This window comes from Nocardia sp. bgisy118, from assembly GCF_057708605.1.
The window spans coordinates 152,857-179,587 of record NZ_JBYISM010000017.1 but is presented as its reverse complement, the minus strand read 5'-3'; the positions used below and the strand labels follow the sequence as shown (position 1 = coordinate 179,587).

Here is a 26,731-nt window from a genome sequence, read left to right as displayed (position 1 = left end):
TTTTTTCTCCTTCCCCCCCCCCCCCCCCCACGCCCCGCCTGGGGGCTCTGCCCCCTAGCCCCCCGCTTGGTAGGTACCGAGTGGGCGCTATTTGGTAGGTGCCAGTGGGCACTTTTGGTGGGTGCCGATGCGTGCTGTTCGATAGGTGCCTGGTGGGGGCGTTGGCGGCGCGGCGCGCTATCTGGCGGGTGCCGAAGGGGGCTTGGTAGCGAGCGGCTGTTCGGTCGGCGTCGAGTGGATGCTTTGTGTCGTCTGCGGTGGTTGGTGGGGTCCGACTAGGCGCTTTCGATGGGGGGTTGCGGCTGTTCTGCGGGTTGGGGGAAGTGGGTTGTCGGTGCGGTTCGGTGGGAGGCGTTCGTGGGGCGGCTGGGTGTGGGGGCCTTATCTATATGTGTGCGCTGCGCGGGGGTGTGGGGTGGGGCGGTTCTGGAACTGGTTTCAGGTGGGGAAATGGGAAATGTGGTGCCGGAACGGGTTGATTCCTTGGAGGAACCTGTTCTAATTTTGGGCATGCGTAGATACGAGGGTCGTCGGGTTGTCGTCACCGGAGCTGGGTCGGGGATCGGGCAGGGGATCGCCCTGCGGCTGCTCGACGAGGGGGCGCAGTTGGTGGGGGTCGACATCGATCGGGCGGGGTTGGATGTCACCGCGGAGAAGGCGGGGGACGCGGGTGAGCGGTTTCGCGCGGTCGAGGTGAACATCGCCGATGCGGAGTCGGTGCGGGCGGGGACCACCGCGGCGCTCGAGTTTCTCGGCGGGCTGGATGTGCTGGTGAACGCGGCGGGGATTCTGAAGCCCGCGCGGACGCACGAGATGCCGCTGGACGCGTGGAACCAGGTCATCGCGGTCAACCTGACCGGAACCTTCCTCATGACGCAGAGCGCGCTGCCCGCCTTGCTGGACTCGGGGCACGGCGTGGTGGTCAATCTGTCCTCGACCGCGGCCTACAGCGCCGCGCCGTATCTCGCCGCGTACGCCGCGTCGAAGGGCGGGGTCAGCTCGTTCACTCATTCGATCGCGCTGGAATACGCCAAGCAGGGTTTGCGCGCGGTGAACATCGTGCCCGCGGGCATCACCAGTGGGATCACCACCAAGTCGATCCTCGATCAGCCCGAGGGCGTGGACTACAGCCTGTTCGCGCGGCTGACGGGCTGGCTCAACGGTGGCGCGCTCGGCACGCCGGAGGACATCGCGGGCGTGGTCGCGATGGTCGCTTCCGACGACGGCCGCTACATGACCGGCACCGAGATCCGCATCGACGGCGGCGCGTTGATGTGAGGGCCGCCGAGGTTCTCCTCGCGACGCCCGGACGCGCAGTCTGATTACGTAACTCCCATGGGTAACACCTCTGGCGTGCCGCCGCGGCACGCACGGTCGCTCTCGCTGTTCGCCGCCTGCCTGCTGGCGCTGGGTGCGCCGGGTCAGGCGCAGGCCGCCGAACAGTGGGGGCCGCTGGCGCCGCCGAATCCGCACCTCGGTCCGAACGGCACGTCGACCATGCACGGCGACGCGGGGTCTTCGGACGCGACGCCGTTGGCGGGGCCGGGGCCCGGCCTGCGCGGGGTCGGCGCCTATCCGCTGGCCGCCGCGTGCCCGACGCTGCTTCAAGGCTCCGACGGGCTCGTCGTCGCGTTGTGCACCGCCATCGTGGGGCGGGCGCCGACGGTGCACCTGCTCGATCCGGGCGCCGGGCCGGTCGGCCGCTCGCTCGCCTCGCTGGAACTGTCCAAGGGCAGCCTGCTCGGCGGCGTGTACGCCTATCTGGACAACGCCGACCGTCTCGTGGTGGTGGACGGTGACCGCGCGCTGTTGCGCGTCGCGCACGCCAAGGGCTCCGGGGGTGGCTGGCAGCTGCGCGTCGACACGCGCACCGATCTCTCCGGCGCGATTCCCGCCGACGACAACGTGACCGGGTTGGTGCCCGATTGGTCGGGCAACGTCTGGTTCGCCACCGGCAAGGGACTCGTCGGCCTGGTCACTTCGGCGGGCGTGGCGACGACGGTGGCGCTGCCCGCCGGTGAACTGGTGGCCAACAGCATCTCGGCGGCGCCGAGCGGGCGGATCGCCGTGGCGACCACGCACGCCCTCTACGAACTCCACGCCGACGCGTCCGGACGGCCCGAGGTGATCTGGCGCGCGGCCTACGACCGCGGCTCCGCGCGTAAACCGGGACAGCTCAGCTGGGGCACCGGCTCCACCCCGACCTACTTCGGCCCGCGCACCGGCGCCGATTACCTCACCATCGTGGACAACGCCGACGGACAAGTGCGGGTGCTCGTCTACGCCTCGGGCACCGGGCAGCCGGTGTGCTCACAGCCGGTGCTGACCGAGGGCGGCGCGGGCAGCGAGAATTCGCCGATCGGCATCGGCGGGTCGGTGTTCGTGGCGAGCACCTACGGCTATCCGTATCCCGCGGTGCCGGAGGACGCGGGCCCGGCCGTGCCGCCGAGCGCGCCGTTCGCGGGCGGGATGACCCGGGTCGACATCGATGACGCGGGCGGCTGCCGCACGGTCTGGGAGAACACCGTCCGCAGCGCGGCCGTGCCGCACCTGTCCACCGCGGACGGATACCTCTACACGGTGACCAGGCGCGGTCTCGACGTCACCACACCACTGGACGGCTACGCGTTCACCGTCATCGATCCGGGCACCGGAGCAGTGGTCTCGAACACGCCGCTGCCCGGCACCATCGTGGACGATCCGCTTCAGATGTCCCCGCTCGTCACCGCGAGCGGGCGGGTGTTGCAGGGCACGGTTACCGGCGTTTTGCGGGTCGGCTGACCACCACGCACAAGCCTGTGGATATCCCGGGCATTTCTGTGGAAAACGTGTGCGGCGCAGGGAATGTGCGCCTGGTTGTGCACAACTCGCCCGATGGTCCGTGAAACTCCTTGCGCACCAGCGTGAGTGCCGGAGCCGCGTTGGTTCCAGGCATTGTTTCCGCTGGTAGAACGCCTATTCATGAAGTGCTGACACATCGTCCGGCCTGTGCATACGTGATCGGCGCCGCGCAGGGGACACGGAACCGCGCCCCGCTCACACCGACATCAGCCCGTTTATCCACAGGATGTGCGCACCGCGGTGATCAGTTCGCCTGGTCAGGCATAGCTGCGCGCCGCGCACTGCTGTGGAAATCCGCGGCGTTCGGCCCGGTCGCCAATCCGCGCTCGATCATCGCGAGGGTGCGCGCGATGGCCAGATCCCTCGCCTCCGGCCCCTGGTCGGGCAGCGCCCGCTCGATGAGCAGCGAGGCCATGCCGTGCACCGCGGACCACGCCGCGAACTCGGCGTCCGGCCGGTGCGCGGGATCGGTGAAGCCGATCTCGACGAGCTCGTCCAGCAGATCCGAGAGCAGGTCGAAGGCGGGGGAGTCCCAGTCCTCCGGGCCGTCCTGTTCGCGGTTGCAGAACGCGGTGCGGAAGAGACCGGGCTCGCGCAGGGCGAAGACGATGTATCCGCGCCCGACCGCGAACAGGCGGGTCACCGCGTCGGCGTCGGGCGGGAACGTCTTGATGGTCTCGGCCATGGCATCGAACAGGGTCTGCTGCGCTTGCTCCTGCGCGGCGCCGAGCAGCTGCTCGTGATTGGTGAAGTGCCGGTAGGCGGCGGTGGGTGTGACGCCGACGCGGCGGGCGGCGGCGCGGACGGTGACCGCCTCGGGTCCGCCGGTCTCGGCGAGTTCCGCGGCCGCGTGCACCAGGGCATTGCGCAGGTCCCCGTGGTGATAGGGGCCTTCGCGGTGTGGGCGCCGCGCTGCCTGTTCGGTCGCTGATTCCGATGTCGTCACCTCTTCGATGTTGACACTCGCACACATCGGTGGCAAGTTAACACCCACAAAGTTTACGCATGCACACATGCCCGACTGGAGGCTCGACATGTTCGAACGACTCGGCCGCTACGTGGCCGGACATGCTCGCTGGATACTCGTGGCGAGCGTGCTCGCCCTGATCGCGGGCGGCGCGCTCGGCGTCACCGCGTTCAGCAAGATGCAACCCGGCGGTCAGGAGGATCCGAACGCGGAATCCAGCACCGCCACCGCGCAACTGGCCGACGAGTTCGGCGCCGACACCGATTACGTCTTCCTGATCCGCGCCGAGCAGGGCAGCGTCGACGCCGAGGCGATCGCCGGATTCGGCAGGGAACTCGCGCGCAGGCTGGCGGCCGACGATCGGCTCGTCAACGTGGTGTCGTACTGGGACACCGGCTCTCCCGCGATGCGCTCCGGCGACAGCACGGCCGCGGTCATCCTGGCCGGCGGGGCCGATCAGGATCCCACCAGGGAGACCGAGATCGCCGAGCAGATCGTCGCCGAATACCGCTTCGACGGCCCGATCGCCGACGTCAGGATCGGCGGCACCAACGCGATCTTCCACGCCATCACCGAACAGATCGGCGCGGATCTCGGCCTGGCCGAGGGCATCGCGGTGCCGCTGATCCTCGCGCTGCTGGTGCTGGCCTTCGGCAATGTGGTCGCCGCGCTGCTCACCATGGTGGTCGGCGGCGTCGCGATCCTCGGCACCTTCACCGAGCTGTCGATCCTCGGATCGATGACCGACGTGTCGGTGTACGCGGTGAACCTGACGACCGCGCTGGGTCTCGGCCTCGCCGTGGACTACGGGCTGCTCATGGTCAGCCGCTTCCGTGAACGGCGAGCGGCGGGCGCGTCACCCGACGACGCGGTGGTCGGCGCGGTGTCGACGGCCGGGCGCACCATCGTGTTCAGCGCGGCCACCGTCGCGGCGGCGCTCTCCTCGCTGGTGATCTTCCCGCAGTACTTCCTGCGCTCGTTCGCCTACGCGGGCATCGGTGTGGTCGCTATCTCGGCCACGGCCGCCGTGATCACGCTGCCCGCGCTGCTCGTCGCGCTCGGCGCCAAGTCCGACGCGTGGAAGATCCCGGGCGTGCGCGGTATCCGCGGCGACGCGGCGCCGTTCTGGGCGGGGGTGGCGAGCTTCGCGATGCGGCGTCCGCTGGTCACCGGCATCCCGGTGGTGGCGGCGCTGCTGCTGGCCGCGGCGCCGCTGCTGAACGTCCAGTTCGGTACGCCGGACGATCGCGTGCTGCCGACCAGTACCGACGTGCGCCAGGTCGGCGACGCGCTGCGCGATGATTTCGGCGGCGGTGACGCCAACGCGCTGTCCGTCGTCACGGCCTCGGGGGTCGAGGCGGGTCCGCTCGCCGAATACGCGGCCGCGGTCTCGCGAGTGACGCACGTCACTCAGGTCGATTCCAGCGCGGGCACTTTCGTCCGCGGCGAGCGCACCGCGAGTTCTCCCGCGGACGCCCGGTTCGCCAGGCCGGACGCCCAACGCCTCACTGTGCTCACCGATCTCGACCGAAACTCGGCCGAGGCGCGCGATCTCGTCGACCGGGTACGCGATGTGCCCGCTCCGGCAACGGCTCTCGTCGGCGGGCAGGTCGCCGAGCTGCGCGACAGCCTGGCTTCGATCGGATCGAGATTGCCGGTGGCTGTGGCGTGGATCGTGCTCACCACCTTCGTGCTGCTGTTCCTGTTCACCGGCAGCGTCGTGCAGCCGTTGCGCGCGCTGCTGTCGAACGTGTTGAGCCTGGCGGCCACGCTCGGGTTGATGGTCTTCGTCTTCCAGGACGGGCACCTGTCCGGTCTGCTCGGATTCACGCCCGCGCCGCTGGACGTGTCGATGCTGCTGTTGTTGTTCTGCATCACATTCGGGTTGTCCATGGACTACGAGGTTTTCGTGATCAGCCGGATCAAGGAGATGCACGACAGGGGCGCGTCCACGCACGACGCCGTCGTCGAGGGGCTGGCTCGCACCGGCAGGTTGGTGACCACGGCGGCGGCGTTGATCTCGATCAGCTTCCTCGCCTTCGTCACGAGCGACGTGCGGTTCATTCAGTTCTTCGGACTCGGCGCGGGGCTGGCCATTCTGATCGACGCGACGCTGGTGCGCGGTGTGCTCGTTCCGGTGGCGATGCGGCTGCTCGGCCCGGCGGCCTGGTTCGCGCCGCGCCCACTGCGGTTGGTGCACGCGCGAATCGGTCTCGCGGAGGCGTGATCGTCAACACACCTGAATGCGTCCGGCCGGGTTTTCACGCTCGGCCGGACGCCGTCGTTTCAGTACCCGAAACCGGCTCGGCCCTGGCCTTTTGACCCACTGAGCGAGACGGTGAGGCGAAGGTCACACGGCCGCTTTCGATTGCGGTTTCGGTGCTGGGGTACCGCTCGGTACTCGGGTGCGGGCGCGCAATTCCGCGCCTGGCAACCATCCACTTCCGCCTGATGCGAGTACGTCGAATGCCGTTGCGACCGGGTGTCGATCTTGTTTGGTCGGCGGTAAACAAACTTCGGGTCTCTTTTCACTCCCGGAACATGTAGTTATCAAAAATAGAGTTGACAAAACCGCAGGTAGATGCGTTGTTGTAGATACATACCGGTGCCCGAAAAATGCCTTGGTTAACCATTCCATAGCCCATTGTTCGGTGCGTGGAAGGGCCGATCGAATGGTTTTCGAGTGCCCTTCGGGCGGGTTTCGGAGGGTCGAAATTCGGGCGATCGAGCGTCAGCTACGAGTTAGCTGCCAGTATGAAAAACTGTGTGGTCAGAGGGGTTTGCTGGCGCGCTGCTTTATACGCTCGCCACCGGCGTGGAGGGTTGCGCGGGCATAACGATTGTGTAGAGTCGACGGTAACGCTGGCCGCAGCTGAGCAGCGACTCGCTGCGGCCAGCGGAACTCAAATGGGGGATATCGCAACCGATCTGATACATGGCGTTGCTGCCGATTGTCCGAGGCCGCGCCGATCAGCGTGTGCCCGAGGTTGTCTGCCAACTCTCCGCTTCTTCGACCGGTAAAGCCGCCGCCGCGTCCTGCGCCAGCGCCGCCCTTCGTCCCGCGCCGAACACGTAGGCGAGGAAAAGTGCCTCGGCCGCGAAGCCGATACCGATTCGCACCGGGGCGGGAAGCGGACTCGGCGTCACGAAACCCTCCAGCAGGCCCGACACGAACAGCACCCCGACCAAACCGAGCGCGATCGTCGCCGTCGCCCTGCCCTGCCGGGCGACCGCCTCGATGCGGCTCAGCCGACCGGGGTCGACGAGGGTCCAGCCCAGCTTCAGTCCCGCGCCACCCGCCACGAACACCGCGGTCAGCTCCAGGGTTCCGTGCGGAAGGATGAAGCCGAAGAACGAATCGAGCCGGTCCGCCTCGGCCATCAGCCCGGCGGTGATGCCGACGTTCATCGCGTTCATGAACAGCAGATACACCGCGGGCAGGATCAGCACGCCGGTGAACAGCGCGATCGCCGCCACCCACGCGTTGTTGGTCCACACCTGCGCGGCGAACGCGTCGTTCGGGTGCTCGGTGTAGTAGGTCTCGAACGCGCCGCCCGGCGCGGTGACCGCGGAGTTGTCGGCGGGAATGCCGAACAGCTCGCGAGCCCGGCCCGATCCCTCGATCCAGATCGCCAGCCATGCCGAGACCGCGACGAACAGCGCGGCCACCGACGCCCACCACGGCCACGCCCGGTAGACCGCGGCAGGGAAGCGGTGGGTGAAGAAGTGACCGATCTCACCCCAGGTGTCGGCGCGGGTGCCGAGCACCCGTCCGCGCGCCCTGGCCAGCAGGGCGCTGAGCCCGGCGATGAGTTCCGGATCGGGACTATGCGATTGCAGCCTGGCCAGCTGCTGTGACGTCCGCCGGTACAGCGCGACGAGTTCGTCGGACTCCGCCCCGCTCAGCTTGCGCCTGCGCGACAGCTGATCCAGCCGGTCCCAGGACCGCCGGTGCGCGTAACTGTATGCGTCTACGTCCATATCGGTTGCCTCCCACTACCGCCGGTCGCAAGAATGCTATCGAGATGGCTGAGTTCACCACCGGCGAAGCGGTCGCCCTCGAGCTTCCGATCGCGCGGATACCGACACGCGCCACCGCGTTCCTCATCGACCTGGTGGTGCAACTGACGCTGGGCGTGCTGTGCGTGGCCGTCGCGGGCCTCCTGGTGGTGCGCAGCGGCGCCGACCCGGCGTGGGGTGACGCGATCATGCTGACGACCGTCGTCGCGGTCCTGGTCGGCTATCCGGTGGCGTGGGAGACGCTCAGCCGCGGCCGGTCGCTCGGCAAGCTGGCGCTCGGGCTGCGGGTCGTCCGCACCGACGGCGGGCCCATCGATTTCCGCCACGCCATGACGCGCGGTCTGGCCGGCGTCATCGTCGACTTCTGGATGCTCGGCGGTTTCGGCGCCATCGCCGTGATCACCTCGATGTGCTCCCCGAACGCCCGGCGCGTCGGCGACGTGCTCGCGGGCACGGTCGTCGTGCACGCCCAGCGCGGACTGCCCGCGCCCGCCCTCGCCTTCGCGCCGCCCTGGCTCGTGGGCTGGGCCGCACGCCTCGACCTCTCCGGCATACCGGAGGATCTCGCCCTGGCCATTCGCCAGTACCTGACCCGCCTGCGCACCCTCACCCCGGCGGCCCAGGCGACCCTCGGCCAGGCTCTGGTCACCGCCCTCTGCGCCCACCTGCGCGTGCCCGTTCCACAGGGCTACCCGCCGATCCAGATCCTCGGCGCCATCGTCGCCGAACGCCAACGCCGCGCCCTCGCCCCGCAGACCCCCGGCCTCGTCCGCGTGGCGTAGAGAGCGTTCCCACAGACCGTTCTCACGCCTCACAAGGCTGATGCCTACGTGAGGCGTACGAAGGGTGTGTGAATCCAGCCGGGGACGGCGGGTGGTTCAGAGGGAGCCGGACTGTTTGAGTTCGAGGTATTCGTCGGCCAGCGCCTCGGGGAGGCGGTCCGGGGGTGCGGAGACGACCGCAATGCCCTTGCGGCGCAGGGATTCCTGTACCAGGGCGCGTTCGGCGAGGATCGTTTCCGCGGCGGCCGCGGCGTAGATGTCGTCGCGGGTGGTGGCGGCCGCGGCGACGTCGGGGTCGATCACCGAGACGATGAGGACGCGGTGGCGGTGCGCGAGGACGGGCAGCACCGGCAGCAGGTTCTCCTCGACGGCCGCGCCGTCCAGGCTGGTGAACCACACCACCAGGCTGCGGCGGCGAGCCCGTTCGATGGTGGCGCGCACCAGCCCCGCGCTGTCGGTGTCGACGAGCGCGGGGGTCACGCCCGCCAGCGCGTGCATGAGCTGGAGTTGCAGGCGGTTGCCGCGCACGCCGCGCACCTCGGTGCGGACGGTGCGGTCGTAGGCGAGCAGATCGACGCCGTCGCCCGCCGCCGCGGCCAGCCCGCCGAGCAGCAACGCGGCTTCGATCGCGGCGTCGAGACGGGTGCCTTCGCCGACCCGGCCCGCGCTGACCCGCCCGGTGTCCAGCAGCATCAGCACATGCCGGTTGCGCTCGGGGCGCCAGGTGCGCACCAGCACGTCGGTGGCGCGTGCGGTGGCGCGCCAGTCGATGGAGCGCACATCGTCGCCCGCGACGTACTCGCGGAACGAATCGAATTCGCTGCCCTGGCCGCGGGTGTTGGCGACGTTGCGGCCCTCGAGGTGTTGCAGCCGCTTCACTTTCGAGCGCATCAGCCGCTCGCTGCGGAACGCGGGCAGCGCCCGCACCCGGGCGGGCACGGTGCGCCTGGTCTGCCTGCCCGCCAGGCCGAGCGGGCCGAGCAGCCGCAATGTCACCGGACCCGCGACGCGGTCGCCGCGGTGCACCGGCCGCAGCGAGGTACGCAGCCGCACCTTGGTGTTGGGCGCGAGTTCCAGGGTGTGCCTGCGGTTTTCGGTGCGCGCGCTGCGCGGCCAGTCGTCCCAGAGCAGGCCACGCACCGTGTGTGCGCCGGTGTTCACGACGGTGAGCTCCACCTCGGTGGCGCGGCCCTGCCGCACGGCGGTCAGCTCCGGCCTGGTCAGCGTCAGGTCGCCCGCCGCGCCCGCCGCGACCAGGTCGACGAGCACCGCGATCGCCAGCGCGGCGCACGCCAGCGCGACGCCGTACCAGGACGGCAGCACGACAGCCACGAACAACCCGAGCACCGCCGCGACGGTGACCAGACGACCGGTGACGACCACGGCTAGACCGGAACCGGGACCGAGCCGAGCAGCGAGGACATGACGCCCTCGGTGGTGACACCGTCCAGCTCCGCCTCCGGCCGCAAGTGCAGCCGGTGCCGCAGCACCGCCACCGCGACGAACTTCACGTCGTCGGGCGTGACGAAGCCGCGCCCGTTCAACCACGCGAACGCCCGCGAGGCCGCCATCAGCGCGGTCGCGCCGCGTGTCGACGCGCCGTGCTGCACGGCGGGCGCGGTGCGGGTGGCCCGGCACAGGTCGACGGTGTAGGCCAGCACCTCGGGACTGATCGTCACGGTGGCGATGGCGGCACGCGCGGCGGCGATGTGCGCGGGCCCGGCCACCGGCCGCAACCCGGCCGCCGCGAGATCGCGCGGGTCGAAACCGGCCGCGTGCCGTTGCAGGACGCGGAATTCGTCGTCGCGCCCGGGCAATTGGATGTCGACCTTGAACAGGAACCGGTCCAGCTGCGCCTCCGGCAGCGGATAGGTGCCCTCTTGTTCGATCGGGTTCTGCGTGGCGATCACGACGAACGGGTCGGGCAGCGGCTGCGGCTTGCCGTCGACCGAGACCTGCCGCTCCTCCATCGATTCCAGCAGCGCGGACTGGGTTTTGGGCGGCGTGCGGTTGATCTCGTCGGCGAGCAGCAGATTGGTGAACACCGGGCCGTGCCGGAAGGTGAACTCGGCCGAATGCGGGTCGTAGATCTGCGATCCCGTGACATCGCCGGGCATCAGGTCGGGCGTGAACTGCACCCGCGCGTACTCCAGATCGAGCGCGGTGGCCAGCGCGCGGACGAGCAGCGTCTTCGCCACGCCCGGCACGCCTTCCAGCAGCACGTGACCGCGGCACAGCAAGGCGAGCACGAGGTACATGACCGCGTTGTCGTTGCCGACCACCGCCTTGCCGATCTCCGCGCGCAGCGCGCCGAACGCCGCACCGGCCTGCTCGGCGGTGGCGGCCTTCGTGATGTCCGTGGTCATCCGACCTCCTGTACTCGGCGGGCGTTCCCGCGTCTCGTCGGCCGGGTGAGCGCGAGGCGATAGTCGCTCATGCCTCCGCCTCGCTGGCGCTCCGCTGCGGCATGCGCGCCGCGCGCTGGCACATGATTCGCTCACTTCGTTCGCTCATCCGATCTCCGTCTCGATCCATTCCAGTTGTGCGGCGACGATGTGCAGCGCGCCCGCGTCCGGCACCGGGCCGAAGAACGCGTTCCCGACCAGCTGCCGGTCCGCGCCGATGCGTGCCGTGACGGCCGCGACGAGCAGGTCGGGCGGCGCGTCGGCGCCCATCCCGAGCAGCGGCCGCAGCCTGCGTAGCGTGGCCGCGCGCAGTTTCGCCGCGACGTACTCGTGGTCGCGGGAGCGGCGATACAGCGCGGCCTGGCCCGCGAGCAGTTCGTTCGCGGCGACCTCCACCGGGCGCGGTTCGCCGACCAGCGCGCCACGCCGCCGGGCCCGCCACCACACCAGCAGCGCGGCGGCGATCAGAAACTGCAAGCCGCCGAAGGCGAGCGGCGCGGGCAGCCGGGCGAAGATCGAGTCCTGGCCGGGGCCGATGTCCGGCCGGTCGATATCGCCGTTGGAGGGCGGCGGCTGCGGGGGCGGGATGTCGGGCGGCGGTTTCGGCGCGGTGGGCGCGCCGCAGGATTGCATCGCGCCGTAGACGATCAGCAGGAGCACGGCCACCGCGGCGAGCGCGGCCCAGAACTTCGGATCGCGCAATAGTGCAGGCAGCGGCGGCAGCTTGCGGCGGGTGCGTGGCGCGGTCTCCACCGGCGTCAGCTCGGTGGGTTCGGCGACGGGAGGCGGGGCCTCGGCCGAGAAGCGGTCGGCGTATTCGAGCCTGCGGTACTCGTCCTCGGTGGCCGTGCGGCCGCCGTAGACCACCTCGTCGAAACTGCGTGCGGCGGGCTGGAGTTCGGTGGTGACCTCCAGCGGCAGCACCGACGAGACGTCGTCGACCGTCTCGTCGGCGGTCCGGGAGCGGCGCACTTCGAGCACACCGCGTTGTTCCATGCCGCGCAGCACGGCGCGGAAGCGCTCGCGCAGCGCGCGGTCGTAGTCGCGGCGCTGGGCGGCTTCCTCGGCGGCGGCGCGGTGGTCGGCGGCCGGACCGAGGCGCGGGGGCGGCGGGGTCTCGGGATGCGTCACCGCGCGCCTCCGGACGGGATCCGGATGTCCAGACCTTCGCGGCGGCACCGCAGATCGATGTAGGACGCCACCCGCGTGCTGGCCTCGACGATCTCGCCGAAGGCGACGAGCAGCAGCGCCGCCGAGGTGAGCAGCACGATCACCGGCCAGCGGTGGGTGCCGGAGAAGTCCGAGACGAACCACGGAATCGCCAGCAGCGGAACGGCGAGCAGCGTGAACAACAGACGCTGACTCAACCACAGCCCGGTCAGCGACCATTCCGAGCCGCCGACAAGGAGTTTCGTGCGGCGCACCGCGTTGCCGTGCGAGCCGTGCTCGGCGAACAGCACCGGCGCGACCAGGAACCGCTTGGCGCGCAGGTAGCCGAGCCAGATCACCGCGAACGGAAAGGTGATGATCAGAATCGCGCCGACGGACAGGACGCCGATACCGACGAGGGTGAACAGCAGCTGCCCGATCAGCAGCGCGGGTGCGTTCCCGCGCAGCCGGACCAGCGCGGCCCGCCATCCGATACGCTCGCCCGCGATGCTCGCCAACCCGACCGGCACCGTCACGCCGCGCAGCAGCAGGCGGAGGAACCACGCGCCGACCACGGTCGACAGGATCGCCGCCCACGCGGTGCCCGCGTCGGACCCGTCGGTCGCCTCGGAGACGCTCGCGGTGATCACCACGACGACGACCTCGGCCACCACCAGTCCGGCCGCCGCCGTACCGGCCAGCGTGGCGATGTTGGCCTGAATCAGGGCGAACGGCAGGTCGAGCAGTTCGCGGAAGGTCAGCGGCCGGATCGGCACCGTCGTTCCAGGGGACCCTGGTACCGGATCGCTCCCCGCCCCAACGGCACCGGCCGGGTCAGCGGCTGGTAACACGCGGCCGAGTCTAATGGGCACCGCGGCCGGGCGTCAGGGCTGGAGGAGGCAGCGCAGCGTAATCACGCAGGCCCCGAGGCTGTCACACCATTGGGTACAGCGGCACCGAGCCCGCTATCAGGTTCGCGTCAGCGTTCCAGCAGACGAGCGACCACATGGCGGTAGCGCTCCGGGTCGATCGGCGGGATGCCGAGCAGCGCCCGCAGGTACACCCCGTCGCCGACGAGCCGGATGATGTCGGCGCGCACCGGGTCGTCGATCTCGGCGTCCAGGCTGTCGGACCAGGAGGTCATGAGTTCGGTCAGCGCCCGCTGGACATTGTCGAGGTCGGGACCGGAATTGGCGTCGATGGTGCGCATGGTGGCGAGCAGCGAGCGGTAGAGCTCGAGTTCCACGGCATCAGCGGCGTTGTCCTGGTTGGGGGTTTGGAGATACCACTCCGTCGCGGAAATGCCTTTGGCTCGCGCGTCGGTGAGCTGCTGGGTGGCCCGTTCGCCGACTCGGCGGACCAAGCCCGCGAGCAGCGAGTCCTTGCTCTTGAAGTGATAGAGCAGCCCGCCTTTGGAGACGCCCGCCGCGGCGGCCACGTTCTCCAGCGTCACCTGGGACATGCCTTTGTCCAGCAGCAACGTCTCCAGTGCGTCCAGGATCCGGTCGCGGGTGTTTGCCGTCACGCGAGGAACTATACCGGCTGGACGGTAAGGTGCTGTACTGTACCGTCTGGACGGTAAATGAACCTGACGACGAAAGTCGAGAAAGTCGATGAACGCCCAGACCTCAACCGCGGCCACCGCCGCGTCGACAACCACGCCCGCCCCGCCGCGCGCCACCGCGCGCGAGTGGGCGGGCCTCGCCGTACTCGCCCTCGCCCTGCTGCTGCTCGCGGTAGACGCCACCGTTCTGGACCTCGCGGTGCCCGCCATCAGCGCCGACCTCGCACCGACCACCCCGCAGCTGCTGTGGATCATCGACGTGTACTCGTTCGTGCTCGCCGGTCTGCTCGTGGTGATGGGCAATCTCGGCGACCGGATCGGGCGGCGCAGGTTGCTGCTCATCGGCGCGGTCGGCTTCGGCCTCGCCTCCGCTGTCGCGGCATGGGCGGTCTCGCCGCACATGCTCATCGCGGCGCGCGTGCTGCAAGGCGTCGCCGGCGCGACGTTGATGCCCGCGACCCTCGGCCTGATCCGGTCGATGTTCCTCGATCCGCGTCAGCGCACCGTCGCGATCGCGGTGTGGAGCGCGATGGCCGGTGGCGGCGCGGCGGCCGGTCCGCTGCTCGGCGGCTGGCTGCTCGAGCACTACTGGTGGGGTTCGGTGTTCCTGGTGAACCTGCCGGTCATGCTGGTGCTCGTAGCGCTGGGTCCGGTGCTGATCCCGGAATCACGCGACCCGAATCCGGGCCGCTTCGATCTGCCGAGCGCGGTGCTGTCGATGCTGGCCCTCGTGCCGCTCGTGTACGCGGTGAAGGAAGCCGCGGCGCACGGTCCGAGCGCGGCGCTGGTCGCCGTCGGCGCGGTGGGTGTGCTCGCGGGCGTGCTTTTCGTGCGCAGGCAGCGCAGGCTCGCGCACCCGATGCTGGACCTGAAGCTGTTCGCGCTGCCCAGGTTCCGCACCGCGGTGGTGACCAACCTGCTCGCGGTGTTCGCGTTGGCGGGCGTGCTGTTCTTCGGCTCGCAGTATCTGCAGCTGGTGCTCGGCAGGTCACCGATGCAGGCCGGTCTGCTGTTGCTGCCGGGGCTGGTGGCCAGCGTGGCCGCCTCGCTCGCGGCCGCCTGGCTGCTGCGGCGCTGGCGGCCGGGCGCGGTGCTGGCGGGCGCGCTGGTGACGGCGGCCCTCGGCGCGGTGCTGTTCCGCTGGCTCAGCCCCGACGCCGCGACCAGCACGGTGCTGTTCGTCCTCGGGTTCCTCGGCATCGGCGCGGGCGTCGGTGTGGCGCTGACGGTGTCGTCGGACCTGGTGATCAGCTCCGCCCCGGCGGAGCGAGCGGGCGCGGCGGCGGCGGTCTCCGAGACCGCCTACGAGACCGGCATCGCGCTCGGCGTCGCGCTGCTCGGCAGCGTGGTCATGGCGATCTTCCGCAACGGTCTCGACGTGTCCGAGTTGCCCGCGGAGTCGGCTGGTCCCGCGTCCGAATCCCTCGGCGCCGCCACCGAATTCGCCCGTCAGCTCCCGGAAGCCGCGGCCGAGACCTTCCTGGTCTCGGTGCACGAGGCCTTCGTCTCCGGCATCCACCTGGCCGCGCTCGGCACCGCGTCGGTGCTGCTGATTGCCGCCTGGGTGGCGTTCCGCCTGCGCGCGGCGCGTTCGTGATGCAGCGAGGACTCGCACCCCCGGTGGGTGCGAGTCCGTCGCGTTCGTCGTGTGATCACTTCAGCAGGGCCGTGCTCGGTGCGACAGGGAGACCCGGCCTTCAGTGCGGGTGGGTGGTCGGCGTCACGAGGCGGCGCGTCTTCCCGAGTTCCGATCAGGAAGCGCTGTGGCGCCGTCGGTTTCAGCGGGGCCGTGCCAGGGTGGTCGGTGCGATGCGGCCGCGCAGGGTGACCGACTCGCCCAGCTGCCAGTGCTCGCCCTCGCCCGCGTCCGCGGCGGCGACGGTCGACCCGGACGCCAGCAGCAGCCCCGAATCCTGTTTGGCGAGTTCGCACAGCCGCGCGGCCTCGTTGACCGCGTCGCCGATGACGGTGAATTCGTAGCGCTGGTGCGCGCCGACATTGCCCGCGACCACGCGTCCCGCCGCCACGCCGAGACTCGCGGTGAGCTCCGGGATTTCGCCGAGACGCGCGCGGATGGCGCGGGCGCAGGACAGGGCCGCGCCCGCCGCGTCGGGCAGGGGAGTGGGGGTGCCGAAGACCGCGAGCGCCGCGTCGCCCTCGAACTTGTTGAGCAGCCCGCCGCAGCGCTCGACCTCGTCGACCACGAGCCCGAAGAAGCGGTTCAGCAGGGCGACGGTCTCGGTGGCGGATCGGGTCGCGGTGATCGTCGTCGAGCCGATGATGTCGATGAACAGTGCCGCCGCGTCGGTTTCCACGCCGCCCAGCTCCGGCTCGGCGGCCAGCGCGGCGTCCGCGACGTCTTGGCCGACGTGCCTGCCGAACAGGTCGCGGATCTGTTCGCGCTCCCGCAACCCCTGCACCATGTGGTTGAAACCGCTTTGCAGCTCGCCCAATTCGGTGCCGTCGTACACCGCGAGCCGGATGTCCAGATCGCCCTTCTCCACCTGGCGCATCGCCTGGCGCACCCCGCGGATCGGCGCCACGGTGGCGGCCAGGGTCTGGGTCATCAGCAGCAGGCCGAACACCAGCGTGGCGCCGCCGAGCGCGAGCACGCACACGGCCAAGCGCTCGGCGCTCACGTCCGAACGGCCCAGCGCGAGCACGGCGATCACCATCAGTCCGGCCACCGGCACGCCGGAGCCGAGCATCCAGGCCAGCAGCGAGCGCCCGAAGACGCCGATGCCGCGGCGGCGATGGGCGGGCGCGGCCTCGAGCACCCGCGTCGTCACCGGTCGCAGCGCGAACTCGATGATCAGATAGCTGTTCGCGCACACCACGATCGCGCTGATGCCGACGGCGAACGCGACCTTCGGGATCAGTTCCGGATCCGCCAATCCGTACAGCGTCGTGAGCAGGACGAGCCCGCCGAACCACAGCAGACCCTGCTGCACCACCAGCGACCGGGGCACGGCGGCCGCGGCCGCCTGTTCGGCCTCGGTGGGGACGTGATCGAGATCGGTCGCCCAGCGCAGGGCGCGCAGTCCGCGCGTCGTGCCCCACCCCATGCCGAAGGCCATCGCCAGCCCGGCGTAGACGGGTGCGGCGATCACGTCGAGCAGCAGCAGGTCGCGGGTGAACACCGAGGGGCCGGGCAGCACGAACCCGCCGAGCGCGATCGAGACGACCATGCCTGTGACGTTGGCGAGGAGCAGCGGCACCGTCAGCAGCAGCTGAATTCGCAGCCGGCGCATCCGCGAGGATTCCTGCGCTGACCCGAGCAGCCGCGAACCCCACGGCGCGGTCCGCGTCGACACCTCACCCACCACCGGCATGCGTGCAGAGTAGAACGCCGCGCGCGAACCCACTCGGAGATCTCTGGCGGACGGGATGCAGGCCAGTGCGCGCTCGGCAGGATCGGGTCTCCGCACGAACGGCGCGACATCGCCCGGACCGCGCGGCCGATCGCTCGATCAGCGGCCGGGAGGAAGCTCCCGTCGGCCGGAGCCCGGCAGTTCCCGCTGCTCGCGCGCGGTCAGCTCGTCATGGTGCGCGACGGGCGGCAGTCCGTAGTACGGCCCGTATCCCTGGTGGAGCGCGGCGTACCGCGGATCGTGCGCCGCCGGGTGCGGCGCGTCGACCACGGTCGAGGCGATGCGGTGCGCGTGCCAGGCCTCCGGCGAGCCGGGCGGCAGCTGGTAGCCGGCCTGCGGCGCGACCGCCTGCGGCTGGGCCGGTGCGTGCGAATCCTGCGAGTCCACCGTCACCTTCCTGGTGCGGCGCAGCGTGAAGGTGATCTCCTCCACCTCCTCGAACGCCTGCCGCGCGGTGCGCAGCGGGTGCGTCGCGGTGTCGATCGCGTTGGCGACGAAGGAGGGCACCAGCGGCCGGATCCAGCGTGCCGCGGTATCGGTGAACGGCACGGTGCCGATGATCGGCAATTCCAGGCCGCCGCCCTTGGGCTCCTCGGTTCTCGGCGCGACCGGGGCGAGCGCGCCCGCGCCCGTGATCGGTGCGAGCGGAGTCGCGCCGACGGTCGCGGGCAGGTTCGGTGTCACGATCCCGTCCTGAGACACGGAACTGTCCTTTCGATCGGCAGCCGGTGCGGCTGGCAGTTCGGGGTGCCTCGGCTTGTCGAGGCCACGCGGTTCGGAGATGCCGATCTCCAGCCCGCCGATGGCCGCGATGATCCGGGTGCGCTGGCGCTCCCTGTCGATGGCGGTGTCGGCCTCCACGGCGAGCCGGGCGGCGGTGAGCTGCTGTTCGGCGCGCATCTGCTCGGCCTCCGCGCGCACCTCGGCCTGCTTGATCGCGATGGCCGCGTCGGCTTCGCGTTCGGCGCGGTCGACCACGGCGCGGGCGGCGGCGTGCCGGTCGAACGAGGTCTCTCCGCGCCACCAGCGCAGCAGCAGCGGCAGCAGGGCGAGCAGCACGAAGGAGATCAGGCTCGCCAGCCGCAGCAGCAGCGCGCCGCCGGTCGCCGCGGTGTGGTCGTTCATCGCGACCCAGCGCGCGCCCAGCCCCCGATCACCGTCCGTGAAGGCGGCGGATCGGGCTGCGGCCGTTGCCCTTTCGGCCTCGGTCAGGCGCTGGTCCAGCGCGGCCGCCCGGTCCTGCGCCGCGGCGAGCCGGTGGCGGGCGTCGTCGAGCATCTCGTTGGCGGTCTGGGATTCCGGTCCCCGGCCTGGCACGCCGGTGATCCGGGTCTGCGGGCATTCCGGGGTCGGATTGAATTCGCACCGCGCGATCACCAGTGCGCGGTCGATATCTGCCTGCGCGGCGGCGATGGTCTGATCCAGCGCGGTGCGGTCGGCGCGCGCCCGGTCGAGGTCGGCGCGGGCGGCGGCCACCGCGGGTGCGGATTCGACGGCGGCGTGGGCCTTTTCGTCGAGTACGCGGTTCACCGAACCGCCGAACAACGCCGTGCTCGCCAGTTCGCCCAGCAGCACGCCCGCGAGGATCGCCACCGCGATGCGCCCGGCCAACCCGAGCCGGTCGGGCATGCGGCCGGGCCGCGCGGTGGCGAGCGCGCGGCCGACGGTGCCCGCGAGCAGCGCGACGATCAGCGCGACCGGCACGATGGCGAACAGCGGCCAGCCGTCGGTCACAGCCAGCGCCAGGGTCGTCACGACCCCCGCTACCAGCGCGAACAGTGCGACCGCCGCACCGGTGACGGCGTAGCTGGCGTGTTCGTGGCGTTCGGTGAGTTCACCGGTCTGACCTCCGCCGAGCCAGGTGAACAAGCCGGTGACGGTCATGGGATCTCACATCCTCTACGTCCCAGTCGTATGGCAGCTTGGCGAAACTGTCACAGATTCGTTGTCCCAGCGTGACAGGCAGTAGCCCGACACACCGAGTACGGCCCAGTGGATGTGGCAAGGCTCACAGCGAAGGCGGCGGTTTCGCCTAACCTGACTGGGTGATTCGTTGTCCAGCGAACGGGCGGGAGTATGCGCGCACTCGCGGCGGCACTGCTGTCGGCGGTGCTGCTCGTGTGGGCCGCGGGTAGCGCTCGGCCGGTTCCCGGCGAGCCGATGGACAGGTCACTCGACCGGCTCGTCGTCCTGATCGCCGAGCGTCTCGACACCGCCGACGCCGTCGCCGCCGCCAAGTGGGCCGACGCCGCGCGCGACGGATCGGCGCCGACCATCGACGACCCGGCCCGCGAGGCGGAGGTCTACGACGCGATGGCGCGCCTCGGCGTGGCCAAGGGGCTGCCCGAAAACTGGGTCAGGCGGGTGTTTTTCGGCCAGATCGAGGCCAGTAAGACGGTGCAATACGGCCTGATCACGCGCTGGCGGTTCGACCCCGCGGGCGCCCCGAGTACGCCACCGGATCTGACCGACGTGCGTCCGACGATCGATCGGCTGAACGCGGCGATCATCGACCAACTTGCCGAGCACCGGGCCGAACTGGCCTCGCCGGACTGCATGGAACGGCTGTCGCACGGCGTGTTCGCCCTGCTCGAGGCCATGGATCCGCTGCATCGGCTGGCACTGATCCGGGCCGCTTCCGCACTGTGCTGAGCGACGGTCGCCGAGCGTCCGGCGCGGTGTGTTCAAGACCACTGATCTTGTTTGCTGAAAATGTGCTGTAAAGCACAAAGCGCAAAAGAACCCGGACGGTCGGATACCTCCTGAGGCTTGTCACACCCCTGTCGCAAATATCTCATCGAGGTCGCGCGCGAGTTAGCCGCAGCACAAGTGGTTTGCCGTCCTCCGGGCAGGGGAAATCATCTTCGATGCAGGTGAGCGCCTGTTCTCGGGGTTGTTCGGCCTCGCGGGGCGGTCGCGCGGTGGGCCGTGTCCACCACTCGGCACCGGGTGCCGGGGGATCGATCCAGGTCCATTCGCTGCTTTACACTGGACGACGCGCACACGTGGAGGACCGTATGAAGAAGCCCAGCTAGACCAGGTTATTAGTGCTACCTAAGTTGGTTGGGCCCCGGACCTGACTTATCGTTTGCTCTTACGCCGAACACGAAAAGCTCGGCAACCATCGCCCGCTCGGGCTCACCAAGCAGGTGCCCAGAGTAGCGGGTGAACACCCGCGCGGAGGTAAGGAACACGTAAGCGTTCCGTTACCTACGAGCACCCACTTATCCATCGCGGGTGGACAACTGGAGACGTGACTGCACGCCGAAGACCATCAGCGCGGCTGGCTTCGGAACGTACGGGCGCAGTCTTGACGGAGGCGTTCGACGAAAGGCCGTTTTTCATCGAAGGCCACTTTCTTGAAGGCAGAGGCATGACGCAACTTCCTGGCCACAGGTCACCTGGACCCATCGGTCTCTACGACCCGGCGAACGAACACGACGCTTGCGGCGTCGCATTCGTCGTCGATATGCACGGCCGCCGCAGCCGCGACATCGTGGACAAGGCTATTACGGCACTGTTGAACCTGGAGCACCGTGGTGCTGCGGGCGCCGAGCCGAACTCCGGCGACGGCGCGGGCATCCTGATCCAGATCCCGGACCGTTTCTTCCGCGCGATCGTGGACTTCGAGCTGCCCGCCGAAGGGTCCTACGCGTCCGGCATCGCCTTCCTGCCGCAGGCCCGCCGCGAGGCCGCGCGCGCCGCCTACGGCGTGGAGAAGATCGTCAAGGAAGAGGGCCTCGAGGTCCTCGGCTGGCGCGAGGTGCCGATCGACGAGTCGTCGCTCGGCGCGCTGTCGCGCGACGCCATGCCGACCTTCCGTCAGATCTTCATCGCGTCCCCGCAGGGCGCCGCCGAGCAGCTGTCCGGCATGGACCTGGAGCGTCGCGCCTACGTCATCCGCAAGCGCGTCGAGCACGAGCTCGGCTCGGCGGGCGCGGGCCAGGGCGCCGTCGGCAAGGAGTCGGTGTACTTCCCGAGCCTGTCCGGCCAGACCTTCGTCTACAAGGGCATGTTCACCACGCCCCAGCTGCGCGCCTTCTATCTGGACCTGCAGGACGGCCGGGTGGAGTCCTCCCTCGGCATCGTGCACTCCCGGTTCTCCACGAACACCTTCCCGTCGTGGCCGCTCGCGCACCCGTTCCGCCGGGTGGCGCACAACGGTGAGATCAACACCGTCACCGGCAACGAGAACTGGATGCGCGCCCGTGAGGCGCTGCTGAACAGCGACGTGTTCGGGACCGACTCCGCGGGCAAGAACCGCTTGGAGAAGATCTTCCCCGTCTGTACCCCGGGGGCGAGCGACACGGCCCGCTTCGACGAGGTGCTGGAACTGCTGCACCTCGGCGGCCGCAGCCTGCCCCACGCCGTGCTGATGATGATTCCCGAGGCCTGGGAACGCAACGAGAACATGGACCCGCAGCGGCGGGCGTTCTACGAGTACCACTCGATGCTGATGGAGCCGTGGGACGGCCCCGCATCGGTGTGCTTCACCGACGGCACCGTGATCGGCGCCGTACTCGACCGCAACGGCCTGCGTCCGAGCCGGATCTGGGTCACCGAGGACGGCCTCGTCGTGATGGCCTCCGAGGTCGGCGTGCTCGACATCGACCAGTCCAAGGTCGTCAAGAAGGCCCGCCTGCAGCCGGGCCGCATGTTCCTGGTGGACACCTCCAAGGGCCGCATCGTCACCGACGACGAGTTCAAGACCGAGCTCGCCGCCGAGCACCCGTACCAGCAGTGGCTGGACGAGGGCGTGACCCGCCTGGCGGATCTGCCGGACCGTCCGCACGTGCACATGTCGCACGACCGCGTGCTGATCCGTCAGCAGATCTTCGGATACACCAACGAAGAGCTGAACCTGCTGATCTCGCCGATGGCCAAGTCCGGCCTCGAGGCGCTCGGCTCGATGGGCACCGACACCCCGATCGCGGTGCTCTCGGCGCGCCCGCGCCTGCTGTTCGACTACTTCTCGCAGCTGTTCGCGCAGGTGACCAACCCGCCGCTGGACGCGATCCGGGAAGAGGTCGTCACCAGCCTCAAGCGCAACATCGGTCCCGAGGCCGATCTGATGCACCCCGGCCCCGAGTCGTGCAAGCAGATCGCCATCGAGCAGCCGATCCTGGACAACGACGAGCTGGCCAAGCTCGTGCACATCAACGACGACGGCTCGCGTCCCGAGCTGCGTTCGGTGGTCGTGCGCGGTCTGTACCCGGTGAAGAAGGGTGGCAAGGGCCTGCGCAAGGCGCTCGAAGCCATCAACACCCAGGTCTCGGCGGCCATCGACGGTGGAGCGCGGATCATCGTGCTCTCCGACCGCGAATCCAACGAGAAGCTGGCGCCGATCCCGTCGCTGCTGCTGACCTCCTCGGTGCACCACCACCTGGTGCGCGAGCGCACCCGCACCAAGGTCGGCCTGATCGTGGAGGCCGGTGACGCCCGCGAGGTGCACCACATGGCCATGCTGGTCGGCTTCGGCGCAGCCGCGATCAACCCGTACATGGCCTTCGAGACGATCGAGGACATGCTGGAGCGCGGCGCGCTCGACCTCGGCACCGGCAGCCTGGAGGCCGACTACCGCAAGGCCGTCGCCAACTACAACAAGGCGGCGGGCAAGGGCGTGCTGAAGGTGATGTCCAAGATGGGCATCTCCACCCTGGCCTCCTACAACGGCGCGCAGCTGTTCCAGGTGATCGGCCTGTCGCAGGAACTGGTGAACGAGTACTTCACCGGCCTGCGCTCGCACCTGGACGGCATCGGCCTGGACGAGATCGCCGACGACGTGGCGGCGCGGCACCGGGTGGCGTTCCTGGAGAACCGCAACGAGCGCGCGCACCGCGAGCTCGAGGTGGGCGGCGAGTACCAGTGGCGTCGCGAGGGCGAATACCACCTGTTCAACCCGGACACCGTCTTCAAGCTGCAGCACGCGACCCGCTCGGGCCAGTACTCGATCTTCAAGGAGTACACCAAGCTGGTCGACGACCAGTCCGAGCGACTGGCCTCGCTGCGCGGCCTGTTCAAGTTCAAGTCCGGTCAGCGCGCGCCGATCTCGATCGACGAGGTCGAGCCCGCCTCGGAGATCGTGAAGCGGTTCTCCACCGGCGCGATGAGCTACGGCTCCATCTCGGCCGAGGCGCACGAGACCCTCGCGATCGCGATGAACCGGCTCGGCGGCCGCTCGAACTCCGGTGAGGGCGGCGAGCACCCGGCCCGCTTCGAGGTCGAGGAGAACGGCGACTGGCGTCGTTCGGCGATCAAGCAGGTGGCCTCGGGTCGCTTCGGCGTCACCGCGCACTACCTGACCAACTGCACCGACATCCAGATCAAGATGGCCCAGGGCGCCAAGCCGGGCGAGGGCGGCCAGCTGCCCGCGCACAAGGTGTACCCGTGGGTCGCCGAGGTGCGGCACTCGACGCCGGGCGTCGGCCTGATCTCGCCGCCGCCGCACCACGACATCTACTCGATCGAGGACCTGGCGCAGCTGATCCACGACCTGAAGAACGCGAACCCGCAGGCGCGGATTCACGTGAAACTTGTCGCGGAGCCCGGCGTCGGCACCGTCGCCGCGGGTGTGTCGAAGGCGCACGCGGACGTCGTGCTGATCTCTGGCCACGACGGCGGCACCGGCGCGTCCCCGCTGACCTCGCTCAAGCACGCGGGCGGTCCCTGGGAGCTCGGCCTCGCCGAGACCCAGCAGACGCTGCTGCTGAACGGTCTGCGCGATCGCATCGTGGTGCAGGTCGACGGTCAGATGAAGACCGGCCGCGACGTCGTGATCGCCGCGCTGCTCGGCGCCGAGGAGTACGGCTTCGCGACCGCCCCGCTGGTGGTCTCGGGCTGCATCATGATGCGCGTCTGCCACCTCGACACCTGCCCCGTCGGTGTCGCCACGCAGAACCCGGTGCTGCGCGAACGCTTCACCGGCAAGGCGGAATTCGTCGAGAACTTCTTCCTGTTCATCGCCGAAGAGGTCCGCGAACTGCTGGCGTCGCTCGGCTTCCGCACGCTGGACGAGGCCATCGGCCGGGTCGACATGCTCGACACCGCCAAGGCCAAGGAGCACTGGAAGGCCAGCAAGCTCGACCTGTCGCCGATCCTGGACGACGTCGAGACGGCGTTCATGTACCAGGACCGCCGCTGCACCAAGTCGCAGGACCACGGCCTGGACAAGGCGCTGGACCAGCAGCTGATCACGCAGAGCCGGGACGCGCTGGAGCGCGGCCAGGCGGTGAAGTTCGAGACCAAGATCACGAACGTGAACCGCACGGTCGGCACCATGCTCGGCCACGAGGTGACCAAGCTGTACGGCGGCACCGGCCTGCCCGACGACACCATCGACATCACGTTCACCGGTTCCGCGGGCAACAGCTTCGGCGCCTTCGTGCCGGCGGGCATCACGCTGCGGGTGCAGGGTGACGCGAACGACTATGTCGGCAAGGGCCTTTCGGGCGGTCACATCGTCGTGCGCCCGTCGCAGAGCGCGCCGTCGGACTTCGTCGCCGACCAGAACATCATCGCGGGCAACGTGATCCTGTTCGGCGCCACGAGCGGCAAGGCGTTCATCAGCGGCGTGGTCGGCGAGCGTTTCGCCGTGCGCAACTCGGGCGCCACCGCGGTGGTCGAGGGCGTGGGCGACCACGGCCTCGAGTACATGACCGGTGGCCGGGTGGTCATCCTCGGCGAGACCGGACGCAACTTCGGCGCCGGTATGTCCGGCGGTGTCGCGTTCGTCTACGACCCGGAAGGCACGTTCGCCGCGCGGGTCAACCCGGAACAGACCGACGCGATCGAGCAGCTCGCGGGTGACGACTTCACCTGGCTGCACGACATCGTGACCGAGCACCGTGACCAGACGGGTTCGGCTGTCGCCGATCGCATCCTGAGCGATTGGTCGCAGCAGGTGAACCACTTCGTCAAGGTCATGCCGCGCGAATACAAGAAGGTTTTGCTCGCCATCTCCGAAGCTGAGAAGAGCGGCAAGGACGTGGACGAAGCGATCATGGAGGCCGCACGTGGATAACGCGCGACGCTTGCAGAAGCCGAGTCCGACTTCGATAGGCGAGAATACGGAGGCCGCACGTGGCTGACCCACAGGGATTTCTGAAGCACACCTCGCGGGAACTGCCCAAGCGGCGTCCGGTTCCGCTGCGCCTGATGGACTGGAAAGAGGTCTACGAGGAGAAGTTCTCCCAGGACACTCTGAAGACCCAGGCCAGCCGGTGCATGGACTGCGGTATCCCGTTCTGTCACAACGGCTGTCCGCTCGGGAACCTGATTCCCGAGTGGAACGACCTGGTGTACAAGGGCCAGTGGCGGGAGGGCATCGACCGCCTGCACGCGACCAACAACTTCCCGGAGTTCACCGGTCGCCTGTGCCCCGCGCCGTGTGAGGCGTCCTGCGTCCTCGGCATCAACCAGGACCCGGTGACGATCAAGCAGGTCGAGGTCGAGCTCATCGAGAACGCCTTCGACGAGGGCTGGGTGACCCCGGTCTACCCGACCCGCATCACCGGCAAGAAGGTCGCCGTCGTCGGTTCCGGCCCGGCCGGTCTCGCCGCAGCCCAGCAGCTGACCCGCGCCGGTCACACCGTGACCGTGTTCGAGCGCGCCGACCGTATCGGCGGCCTGCTGCGCTACGGCATCCCGGAATTCAAGATGGAGAAGCGCTTCATCGACCGCCGTCTCGCGCAGATGGAGGCCGAGGGCACCATCTTCAAGACCGGCGTGAACGTGGGCGTCGACATCACCGCCGACGAGCTGCGCGAGCAGTTCGACGCGGTCGTGCTCGCCGGCGGCGCCACCCTGGCCCGCGACCTGCCGATCCCGGGTCGTGAGCTGGACGGCATCCACCAGGCGATGGAGTTCCTGCCCTGGGCCAACCGGGTGCAGCTGGGCGACGACGTCACCGACGCCGAAGGCCTGCCGCCGATCCACGCCAAGGGCAAGAAGGTCGTCATCATCGGTGGCGGCGACACCGGCGCGGACTGCCTCGGCACCTCGCACCGCCAGGGCGCGGAGTCGGTGCACCAGTTCGAGATCATGCCGCGTCCGCCGGAGGAGCGCGCCGCGTCCACCCCGTGGCCGACCTACCCGCTGATGTACCGGGTTTCCTCGGCGCACGAAGAGGGCGGCGAGCGGGTGTTCTCCGTGAACACCGAGCGCTTCGTCGGCAAGGACGGCAAGGTCACCGGCCTGGAGGCGCACGAGGTCAAGATGGTCAACGGCCGCTTCGAGAAGGTCGACGGCACCGACTTCACCCTCGAGGCCGATCTGGTGCTGCTGGCCATGGGCTTCGTCGGACCCGAGAAGCCGGGCCTGCTCACCGATCTCGGTGTCGGCTACGACCAGCGCGGCAACGTCCAGCGCGACAAGAACTGGGCCACCAACATTCCCGGCGTTTTCGTCGCCGGTGACATCGGCCGCGGCCAGTCGCTGATCGTCTGGGCCATCGCCGAAGGCCGCGCCGCGGCCTCCGCGGTCGACCAGTTCCTCGAGGGCGAGACGGCGCTTCCCGCACCGGTCACCCCGACGATGGTCGCCCAGCGCTGAGCGTCGCCTGAGCAAACACGAGGCGCCCGTGGACAACTCGTCCACGGGCGCTTTCGTGTGTTCGCTGTCGGAAATCGGACATT

At 69.5% G+C, this 26,731-nt stretch carries 17 protein-coding genes; 8 read left to right on the top strand and 9 right to left on the bottom strand.

Annotated features, from left to right (window positions below; all coding sequences use genetic code 11):
- The first annotated feature begins 510 nt into the window (after nt 1-510).
- Nucleotides 511-1,278 (top strand): SDR family NAD(P)-dependent oxidoreductase, encoded by a 768-nt coding sequence (locus AC3EO7_RS21625; protein WP_431966195.1) that lies wholly within the window; start codon nt 511-513, stop codon nt 1,276-1,278.
- A 57-nt stretch (nt 1,279-1,335) separates the two neighbouring features.
- Nucleotides 1,336-2,781 (top strand): hypothetical protein, encoded by a 1,446-nt coding sequence (locus AC3EO7_RS21620; protein WP_435592231.1) that lies wholly within the window; start codon nt 1,336-1,338, stop codon nt 2,779-2,781.
- Nucleotides 2,782-3,085: 304 nt separating this feature from the next.
- On the opposite strand, the gene AC3EO7_RS21615 is transcribed toward AC3EO7_RS21620, so the two are convergent.
- Nucleotides 3,086-3,814: a TetR/AcrR family transcriptional regulator gene (locus AC3EO7_RS21615; RefSeq protein ID WP_435592230.1), complete on the bottom strand. Its 729-nt coding sequence runs from the start codon at nt 3,812-3,814 to the stop codon at nt 3,086-3,088.
- Between the two features lie 40 nt (nt 3,815-3,854).
- Between AC3EO7_RS21615 and AC3EO7_RS21610 the strand changes: the two genes are divergently transcribed.
- A complete protein-coding gene (locus AC3EO7_RS21610; RefSeq protein ID WP_435592229.1) occupies nt 3,855-6,035 on the top strand; it encodes an MMPL family transporter in 2,181 nt (726 codons plus the stop codon).
- A gap of 743 nt (nt 6,036-6,778) precedes the next feature.
- On the opposite strand, the gene AC3EO7_RS21605 is transcribed toward AC3EO7_RS21610, so the two are convergent.
- Nucleotides 6,779-7,789, bottom strand: coding sequence for a stage II sporulation protein M (locus AC3EO7_RS21605; protein ID WP_431966204.1), 1,011 nt, complete (start codon nt 7,787-7,789; stop codon nt 6,779-6,781).
- Between the two features lie 44 nt (nt 7,790-7,833).
- Between AC3EO7_RS21605 and AC3EO7_RS21600 the strand changes: the two genes are divergently transcribed.
- Nucleotides 7,834-8,610: an RDD family protein gene (locus AC3EO7_RS21600; RefSeq protein ID WP_435592228.1), complete on the top strand. Its 777-nt coding sequence runs from the start codon at nt 7,834-7,836 to the stop codon at nt 8,608-8,610.
- A gap of 96 nt (nt 8,611-8,706) precedes the next feature.
- On the opposite strand, the gene AC3EO7_RS21595 is transcribed toward AC3EO7_RS21600, so the two are convergent.
- The 5 genes from AC3EO7_RS21595 to AC3EO7_RS21575 form a co-directional block, all read right to left on the bottom strand.
- A complete protein-coding gene (locus tag AC3EO7_RS21595) occupies nt 8,707-9,993 on the bottom strand; it encodes a DUF58 domain-containing protein (protein ID WP_435592227.1) in 1,287 nt (428 codons plus the stop codon).
- A 2-nt stretch (nt 9,994-9,995) separates the two neighbouring features.
- Nucleotides 9,996-10,976: an AAA family ATPase gene (locus tag AC3EO7_RS21590; protein ID WP_431966210.1), complete on the bottom strand. Its 981-nt coding sequence runs from the start codon at nt 10,974-10,976 to the stop codon at nt 9,996-9,998.
- A 144-nt stretch (nt 10,977-11,120) separates the two neighbouring features.
- Nucleotides 11,121-12,146, bottom strand: a complete 1,026-nt coding sequence (locus AC3EO7_RS21585; RefSeq protein ID WP_431966212.1) for a DUF4129 domain-containing protein — start codon at nt 12,144-12,146, stop codon at nt 11,121-11,123.
- On the bottom strand, nt 12,143-12,940 hold the full coding sequence (locus tag AC3EO7_RS21580; RefSeq protein WP_435592226.1) for a hypothetical protein: 798 nt from the start codon (nt 12,938-12,940) through the stop codon (nt 12,143-12,145). The genes AC3EO7_RS21585 and AC3EO7_RS21580 overlap by 4 nt, the downstream gene beginning before the upstream one ends.
- Before the next feature lie 203 nt (nt 12,941-13,143).
- A complete protein-coding gene (locus tag AC3EO7_RS21575; RefSeq protein WP_431966216.1) occupies nt 13,144-13,689 on the bottom strand; it encodes a TetR/AcrR family transcriptional regulator in 546 nt (181 codons plus the stop codon).
- A gap of 88 nt (nt 13,690-13,777) precedes the next feature.
- Between AC3EO7_RS21575 and AC3EO7_RS21570 the strand changes: the two genes are divergently transcribed.
- Nucleotides 13,778-15,325 carry an MFS transporter gene (locus AC3EO7_RS21570; RefSeq protein WP_431966218.1) on the top strand — a complete coding sequence of 516 codons (1,548 nt, stop codon included), beginning with the start codon at nt 13,778-13,780 and terminating at the stop codon, nt 15,323-15,325.
- 181 nt (nt 15,326-15,506) lie between these two features.
- Here the strand turns inward: AC3EO7_RS21570 and AC3EO7_RS21565 are convergent, their stop codons facing one another.
- Nucleotides 15,507-17,060, bottom strand: a complete 1,554-nt coding sequence (locus tag AC3EO7_RS21565; protein WP_435592225.1) for an adenylate/guanylate cyclase domain-containing protein — start codon at nt 17,058-17,060, stop codon at nt 15,507-15,509.
- Nucleotides 17,061-17,198: 138 nt separating this feature from the next.
- A complete protein-coding gene (locus AC3EO7_RS21560) occupies nt 17,199-18,983 on the bottom strand; it encodes a DUF4407 domain-containing protein (RefSeq protein ID WP_435592224.1) in 1,785 nt (594 codons plus the stop codon).
- 192 nt (nt 18,984-19,175) lie between these two features.
- On the opposite strand from AC3EO7_RS21560, the gene aroQ reads away from it, so the two are divergent.
- The 3 genes from aroQ (at nt 19,176) to AC3EO7_RS21545 (ending at nt 26,648) form a co-directional block, all read left to right on the top strand.
- Nucleotides 19,176-19,751 carry a gamma subclass chorismate mutase AroQ gene (gene aroQ, locus AC3EO7_RS21555; RefSeq protein ID WP_435592223.1) on the top strand — a complete coding sequence of 192 codons (576 nt, stop codon included), beginning with the start codon at nt 19,176-19,178 and terminating at the stop codon, nt 19,749-19,751.
- A gap of 721 nt (nt 19,752-20,472) precedes the next feature.
- Nucleotides 20,473-25,119, top strand: a complete 4,647-nt coding sequence (gltB, locus tag AC3EO7_RS21550; protein ID WP_431966226.1) for a glutamate synthase large subunit — start codon at nt 20,473-20,475, stop codon at nt 25,117-25,119.
- A gap of 59 nt (nt 25,120-25,178) precedes the next feature.
- Nucleotides 25,179-26,648: a glutamate synthase subunit beta gene (locus AC3EO7_RS21545; RefSeq protein WP_435592222.1), complete on the top strand. Its 1,470-nt coding sequence runs from the start codon at nt 25,179-25,181 to the stop codon at nt 26,646-26,648.
- Nucleotides 26,649-26,731: the final 83 nt, after the last annotated feature.